This is a genomic window from Halomonas sp. 3A7M, assembly GCF_014897875.1.
Classification (GTDB): Bacteria; Pseudomonadota; Gammaproteobacteria; order Pseudomonadales; family Halomonadaceae; genus Vreelandella.
The window spans coordinates 39,887-47,086 of the sequence record NZ_JABUZD010000069.1; the positions used below are offsets into that span (position 1 = coordinate 39,887).

General features: G+C 53.8%; 5 protein-coding genes. 1 reads left to right on the forward strand and 4 read right to left on the reverse strand.

What is annotated here, in order from left to right:
* Positions 1–69 precede the first annotated feature (69 nt).
* The 3 genes from holA to leuS are packed head-to-tail and all read right to left on the reverse strand — an operon-like array spanning position 70 to position 4,228.
* Positions 70–1,137, reverse strand: coding sequence for a DNA polymerase III subunit delta (gene holA, locus INT19_RS06190; protein ID WP_193060140.1), 1,068 nt, complete (start codon positions 1,135–1,137; stop codon positions 70–72).
* Complete coding sequence (locus tag INT19_RS06195) at positions 1,134–1,646, reverse strand: LPS-assembly lipoprotein LptE (protein WP_089038121.1); 513 nt, start codon at positions 1,644–1,646, stop codon at positions 1,134–1,136. Before INT19_RS06195 ends, holA begins: the two co-directional genes overlap by 4 nt.
* Positions 1,643–4,228, reverse strand: coding sequence for a leucine--tRNA ligase (leuS, locus tag INT19_RS06200; protein ID WP_193060141.1), 2,586 nt, complete (start codon positions 4,226–4,228; stop codon positions 1,643–1,645). Before leuS ends, INT19_RS06195 begins: the two co-directional genes overlap by 4 nt.
* Positions 4,229–4,392: 164 nt before the next feature.
* Here leuS and INT19_RS06205 point away from each other — a divergent pair, with 164 nt between their 5' ends.
* Positions 4,393–4,911, forward strand: coding sequence for a zinc ribbon-containing protein (locus INT19_RS06205; RefSeq protein ID WP_009723500.1), 519 nt, complete (start codon positions 4,393–4,395; stop codon positions 4,909–4,911).
* Positions 4,912–4,931: 20 nt separating this feature from the next.
* On the opposite strand, the gene INT19_RS06210 is transcribed toward INT19_RS06205, so the two are convergent.
* On the reverse strand, positions 4,932–6,245 hold the full coding sequence (locus tag INT19_RS06210; RefSeq protein WP_193060142.1) for a hypothetical protein: 1,314 nt from the start codon (positions 6,243–6,245) through the stop codon (positions 4,932–4,934).
* Positions 6,246–7,200 lie beyond the last annotated feature (955 nt).

Consider the following 7,200-nt stretch of genomic DNA (forward strand, 5'->3'; position numbering starts at 1 on the left):
GGTAATTTGTAACCTGAATCAATAGTATAGAAATAAACCGTACTGGATTTAAGGCGAAAACGAAAAGTGCTAATTATTTGCACTAATGCGGTAGGTCCAAGGGGATTCAGCTAACAGCCCTTTACCGCCCGCCATGGTCATGGCTAGGTCATGAAGCCCTGGCCATAAGGGCACCGCAGAAGCCCCTTTCACAGCAAGATCTAACCGTTGGGCCATCAGCAGGAGTTTGTGTAAACGTTTCATTGATAGGCGACTGATCGCTTTTTGGTAAGCGGGGCGGCGTTTATCAAAAATCATTGGTTTCTGAGTTTTACACGCGTGCTCAAAGCTTTGTCCCTGATCCAAATGCTGGTGCAGCGAAAGCAGGGTGCGTAGCTCGCGACTGAGTGCCCAAAGCACGATGGGAGCTTCAACCCCTTCACTGCGCAGCCCGTTAACGATACGCGAGGCCCGGCTTGGCTCTCCTTTTAAACAGGCATCCGCAAGGTTAAACACATCAAAGCGGGTGCTGTCTTCCACGCCTTGGGCAATGCTTTCAACATTAAGGCGAGTATTAGGTGGATGAATCAGCGCGAGTTTTTGCAGCTCTTGATCAGCGGCCAACAGATTACCTTCGGTGCGCTCACCCAATAAACGAGCCGCTTCTAGGTCAATTTGCAAACCATGCAGCGATGCGCGATCCCGCAGCCAGTAGCCTAATCGCGAAGCATCAACGGGCCATACAGGTACAAATAAACCGTGTTTATCGAGTGCTTTAAACCAAGCGCTTTTTTGTTGCTTGGCGTCTAGCTTGCCCATGCTAATCAGCAGCAAGTCGTCACTGCCATCCATCAATTCCGCATACTGTGCCAGTGCTTTACTGCCATCTTGGCCAAGTTTGTGTGTCCCCAGCCGCAGTTCCAGAAGCTTATTAGAGGCGAATAAAGAGAGGTTGCTGGCGGTTTCCAGCAGTCGGCCCCAGGCAAAGTTAGGCTCTACATCAAGCACTTCCCGCTCTTCAACACCCGCTTGCCGCGCGGCTGAGCGCACGGCATCACAGGCATCACGATGTTGCAGTGGCTCATCACCGGCAACAATCACCACCTTAGGCAATTTTTTTGCTAAGGCTGCGGGAAGCTGATCCGAAAATACCTTCACTGAATGGCCTCAAGGTTCGCCAGTCTTTCGACAATGCGCTCAGCCAGTTGTCGCGTTAGCGTTTGTTCCGCTTCTTGAAAGAGGGTTTCGCGATTGAGCAGGTCATCATCGCTGACCCGAATGCGTGTATCGGTCGTTATCGTTGCATTATTAAGCACATAAGCATTGTCCTCTCGCTGCTGTACGGAGAGAGACGTGCTTAGCGTTAGCTCATGTTCTTGGCTGGCACGCCCTTCGCTGCCAATACGGCGTTGGCGAAGCGTCGGTGAGCCCAGCGTGACCCGCCAGGGGGCGCCATCAGAAACCTCGCTGCTTTGCTGCAGTAACCGGATGCGTAGCTGTTGGGCCAAGGCACTTTTGTCGTCGCCCTCTAGTGACAGGGCCGGCAGGCGCGGCATTGAATCTAAACCGCGCAAGCGAAACCCGCAGCCGCTGAGCAGCACCGCCGCTGAGGCGGCGATGCTGGTAGCGAGGAAACGACGGCGTGTAACGTGTTGGGATGGTTTCATCCACTCACCACAATGTTAACCAGCTTGCCGGGTACAACGATGACTTTCCGAACCGTTTTACCTTCCAGATGGCGCTGGACGTTTTCGTTCTCCATCGCCAGTTGCTCGATGGCGGCTTTATCTGCGCTGGCCGGGGCTTCTAGGCGCGCGCGCAGCTTTCCGTTCACTTGCACGACGAGTTCGATACTGTCGCGGGTGAGCGCGGCTTCATCCACCTTCGGCCACTGGGCTTCAATGGCAGGCTGGTCATAGCCTAATTGCTGCCACAGCGTGTGGCACAAGTGCGGTGTAATGGGTGCCAGCAGCAACACGCATGTCTCAAGCGCTTCGCGACTGACAGCCAGGCCGAGCGCGGACGTATCGTCGAACTTGGCCACTGCGTTAGAGAGTTCCATTACCGCGGCAATGGCGGTATTAAAGGTGGTGCGCCGGCCAATATCATCACTGGCTTTCTTGATTGTCTCGTGGGTCTTACGACGCAGTGCTTTTTGGTCGTCGTTTAACGCATCAACCGTCAATTCGCCCGGTGTACCAGCCGCAAGGTGCTCGGTCACCTGACGCCAAGTCCGTTTCAAGAAACGGTGCGCACCTTCAACGCCGGAATCCGACCACTCCAGCGACTGCTCGGGCGGTGCGGCAAACATCATAAACAGGCGGACGGTATCGGCACCAAACTTGTCGATCATCGACTGAGGATCAACACCGTTGTTTTTCGATTTAGACATCTTCTCGATGCCGCCCATCTCTACCGGCAGGCCATCGCTGATCAGAACAGCGCTTAATGGGCGGCCTTTCTCGTCGCGTTTAACGTCCACATCAGCGGGGTTAAACCACTCCTTGCCACCATTATCTTTCAAGCGGTAGAAGGTTTCTGCGATAACCATGCCCTGGGTGAGCAGTTGCTGGAACGGCTCATCGGAATCCAGCATGCCGAAATCGCGCAGCAGTTTGTGGAAGAAGCGGGCGTAGAGCAGGTGCAGGATCGCGTGCTCGATACCGCCGATATACAGATCCACGGGCAGCCAGTAATTGGCGCGCTCGTCCAACATTGCTTCGTGGTTATCCGCGCAGCAGAAGCGGGCGAAGTACCAGGACGATTCCATAAAGGTATCGAAGGTATCGGTTTCGCGCACCCAACCATCGCCCAGTTCAGAAAACTCGGGCATCTTCTTCAGCGGCGAGCCGGAAGCATCAACGGTGACTTCCATGGGCAGTGCAACCGGCAGTTCATCATCAGAGAGCGGCACAGTTTGGCCTTCCGGGCCGTATTTCACAGGAATTGGCGCACCCCAATAACGCTGGCGAGCAATCCCCCAGTCGCGCAGACGGTAATTGGTTTTTACTTCACCACGGCCAAGCGCAGTCAGCTTCGCGGCAATCGCATCAAACGCCGCCTGGAATTCCAGGCCATCGAATTCGCCTGAGTTAATCAGCGTACCGTGCTCAACATAAGCACCTTCGGAAATATCCGGCTGGTTGCCGTTGGCATCGGCGACCACGGGCTTGAGTTCTACGCCGTACTTGGTCGCAAATTCCCAGTCGCGCTGGTCGTGGGCGGGTACCGCCATAACTGCGCCAGTACCAAACTCCATTAATACGAAGTTGGCCACAAAGACCGGCACTTCATCACCGGTGAGCGGGTGAATAGCTTTGTGCCCAGTGAGCATGCCCAGCTTTTCTTTGGTAGCCATTTCGGCTTCCGACGTGCCGCCTTTGGCGCACTCGTCACAAAACGCCGCCAGTTCGCTGTTTTGTGCGGCCGCCTGCTTGGCCAGTGGGTGATCAGCGGCGACGGCCACGTAGGTGACACCCAGCAGCGTATCCGGGCGGGTGGTATACACCGCCAGCGGCTCGCAGGCGCTGCCATCTTTCGCCTGAATATCAAAGGTCATCTCAACGCCACGGGATTTACCAATCCAGTTGCGCTGCATGGTTTTGACCTGCTCGGGCCACTCGACATTATCAAGATCTGCCAGCAGTTCATCGGCGTAGTCGGTAATTTTCAAGAACCACAGCGGGATCTCTTTTCGCTCTACCGGTGCACCAGAACGCCAGCCGCAGCCGTCAATCACCTGCTCGTTAGCCAGTACCGTTTGGTCAACCGGGTCCCAGTTCACCGTGGACATTTTCTTATAGACCAAGCCTTTTTCGACCAGCTTGGTAAAGAACCACTGCTCCCAGCGGTAATAGCTGGTATCGCAGGTAGCGAATTCGCGGCTCCAGTCGTAGGCAAAGCCAAGTGCCTTCAACTGGTTACGCATGTAATCAATGTTTTGATAGGTCCACTTCGCAGGCGGCACCTGATTTTGAATGGCGGCATTTTCCGCAGGCATACCGAACGCATCCCAGCCCATAGGCTGCATGACATTTTTACCCTGCATACGCTGGAAACGGGACACAACGTCGCCGATAGTGTAGTTACGCACGTGACCCATATGCAGCTTGCCGCTGGGGTAGGGGAACATGGAGAGGCAGTAGAACTTTTCGCGGTTGGCGTCTTCTACTGCTTTGAAGCACTGGTGTTTGTCCCAGTACTGCTGGGCGTCACGTTCAATCTCACGGGGGCTATAATGTGCGTCCATCGGTGTTTTCAATGCCTTGGGGTAATTCGCCCCTAAAAGGGCGTAAAGTGAATAATGGATGACGGCTGTCAGATAAGTAGCGTCGATTGTATCCTATGCAGGTGTATCCTTGAACGGTTAGCCGATGATAGGCCGCACCTTGGGTCGACAAAAGGAGAGGTACCATGGAACAACATAACGATCACCGTTTGCGTGAAGGCTACGAGCGCCTGCTTGAACGCATGCAGGATGGAGCCAACGACCTTACCTGGGATAATTTACAAAAGGATTTGGACGACGCCGTTGCCTTTGAGGCGGAGTTAGAAGAGTACACCAAAGACGAGCTAGCACTGCTGCGTGCCTGGGTAGAGCGTGACCTGAAAGATATGCGCTACTACATGGCAGATACCGGTAAGCAGGTTGCTAGCTGGTTGGGCATTGATATCGACAGCCTTTCACGACGAGTGGCGGAATCGCTGCTTTCAATCGCCGACCGCAGCGTGGTGGAACGCGAACGCTTCGAAGATGACCTGGAAGCCGCCCGTGCCGACTACTGCGAAGGTGAAGTCGCCGCGCCGGGCCTGATGGCGTGCGTACACTGCGATGCCCAGGTGATGCTAGAAAGCGTCTCGCGCCTGGAGCCATGCCACCAGTGTGGCCACCGCTATTTCTACCGCTTTCCCAGTAAAATCGTCGAAACCTAAGAGGCTAGCGCACTCATCACTTAATTGACCCAGATGCTCAGGCCTGCGATCGCACCCAGCGAGAGCAGGCTCATCATGGCGGCATACAGTAAATTGTTTTTCATCATGCGGTAGCCGCTGATTCCGTAGCGCCCCTGCAGCGAAAGGTTAATGCCAGATAACGGCCCAACGCTGGTACCCACCGCCCAAGCGCTGAGTGCAACAAAGGCAAACAGCGTTTGCTCACCGCTTGCTAAATTCAAAATAGATGCCAGCACGGAAACGCCAATGATCGGGTGTAACCCCGCCAGCGCACTCAGCGTAATCGCCGCAAAGCTCACCATGGCTTGCCACATGCCAAAGGTAGTAAATAGCGTCCAGTCGTCACCTGCTGCGGCCGCTACCAGGGTAGAAAGCCCCAGCGTTAATAAGCCCGCTGCTAAAAACAGCGAAATTTCCCCACGCATGGCGGGTAGCCGTATGGTGGTGTGTTGGCGAATGCGCCGCAGGGTATAGCGCGAACCTTCCCGCAGGTTGCTCAGCACCGCTACCACTGGCAGTAAAAAGGTAATGATACTGACAATGGTGAGCGACGGCGTCAGCCAAAAGTGAAACAGCATCACCAGTGCTGCCATGCTCGCCGGCATTAACAGGCTGCGTGGCGAAAGTGAAAAGCCGTCGATCTCGGTTAAATCAAATCGACGCCTCAACTCTAGGGTGGTTAATAGCCCCGATAGCATAGCCAACGGAAACCCAACCAGCGCAATCTGGCCGTACTGAACTTCGGGCGCCAAGGCAATCACCACCGCCATAGAGGCAAAGAAGGGCGACCACAATGCCGCACTTGAAAGCCCGCGATTCAATGCCAACAGCTGGGGCATGGTTAACGGAGAGCGCCTAGCTAAGCGGTCGCCCACCATAAAGATCGTCGAAAGATTCAGAATAGTGCCGAGAAAGTGCACCCCCAGCCACGTGCGCAGCACGCCATCTGCACCGGTCACCCGTTTGCCCGGTGGGCGCTTATTACCCTGGGTGCCAATCAACGAAATAAAGCTAACGCCCACCAGCATCGTGGCCACAAACACATTGCCCTGAAGCATGGCAGGCCAATTTACATTGGCACCATACATCACCCGCGCCACTACCAGCATCAGCACCCCAAGGGTAATTAATATCCCCGCCTGAATGCGCGAACGGCGCGGGATATCCCGCCACAGCAGCGCCACCGCCACCCACAGCACATAGCTCACCGCCTGCGCCGTCGGTATCACGCCGATAAAGCCAATAATTTGAGCGAACAGCCCAAGCAGAATCAAAACACCCGCCACCCGCTGCCGCATCGTTGTCTCTTGCATCTCAATCCCTTGCTGGTTGAGTTAGCAGGCTAATCGGGTTTTCAACAATTGGCTAGTAGAAGGCGCGGGAAGCTTCGCATAAACGTAACAATAAGTGCATTCATGTAGTGCGGTGCGTGCTGCTGCCCATAGGCCTCGAATTATTGTGGGAGGGCGCTTCAGCGCGCGATGATAATGCCGCCAACACTAGCCGCGCCGTTATAACCAATCAAAGCAACTTGTAGCGCGCGGTAACGAATATCGCGAGGAAAGAGTGAATGAGTCACCCGCGAAAGGACTTTGCCATGTCGAAGAAAACTGAGTAATGTCAAAAATAGATAGTTTGCTTAACGTAGTATCAGACAAGAAAAACACAGACGGTCGCCAGCGGAGCGTGTTAATGCAGCCCAGTTGTACCGGGGCGGTAGCGTGTCTTTTTTTAACTAGCCGAAAGGGCTGCGGTAGCACTAAATCGTACCTGAGTGACGTCATCAAGTGCGTATTCCTGGACTAATGAGCTAGAACACGCTGTTATGCCCAAAGTATTTTAGGTCAGAGTATGTCAATAGAATCTATCGTGGAAACAACTTGGCCTGAGATCTTGAAGCTGCAAGCAGAAGTCTACCATTTGGTTGAACCAGAGAGCCTAGAGGTGTTGCAGGATAAGTGGCTGAGATCGCTAGGTAGTTGTTTTATTTATAGAGATGATGAGCAACTAATGGGATATTTGTTAGCGCATTCTTGGAACAGTAAGATGCCACCGAAATTGTTCAACAAGTATTGAGGAGGTGCTATGTCATTCGAAGAGTTACGATCTGAAGTGCATGACACTTACATGGAAAACTATGTTGCTGGATTTAAGAGTAACGACGTTACGTTAATCGATAAGATGGTTAAGTATCCAATTGCGTACATAAAAAATGGTTCAGTGACCTGAATTCAACTAATAAGTGCAGCACCTGCGGTTTCTAGTGCT

Coding starts and splice junctions, on each gene's coding strand:
- INT19_RS06195 (WP_089038121.1), bottom strand. CDS start 1,646: ATGAAACCATCCCAACACGTTACACGCCGTCGTTTCCTCGCTACCAGC.
- leuS (WP_193060141.1), bottom strand. CDS start 4,228: ATGGACGCACATTATAGCCCCCGTGAGATTGAACGTGACGCCCAGCAG.
- INT19_RS06210 (WP_193060142.1), bottom strand. CDS start 6,245: ATGCAAGAGACAACGATGCGGCAGCGGGTGGCGGGTGTTTTGATTCTG.
- INT19_RS06205 (WP_009723500.1), top strand. CDS start 4,393: ATGGAACAACATAACGATCACCGTTTGCGTGAAGGCTACGAGCGCCTG.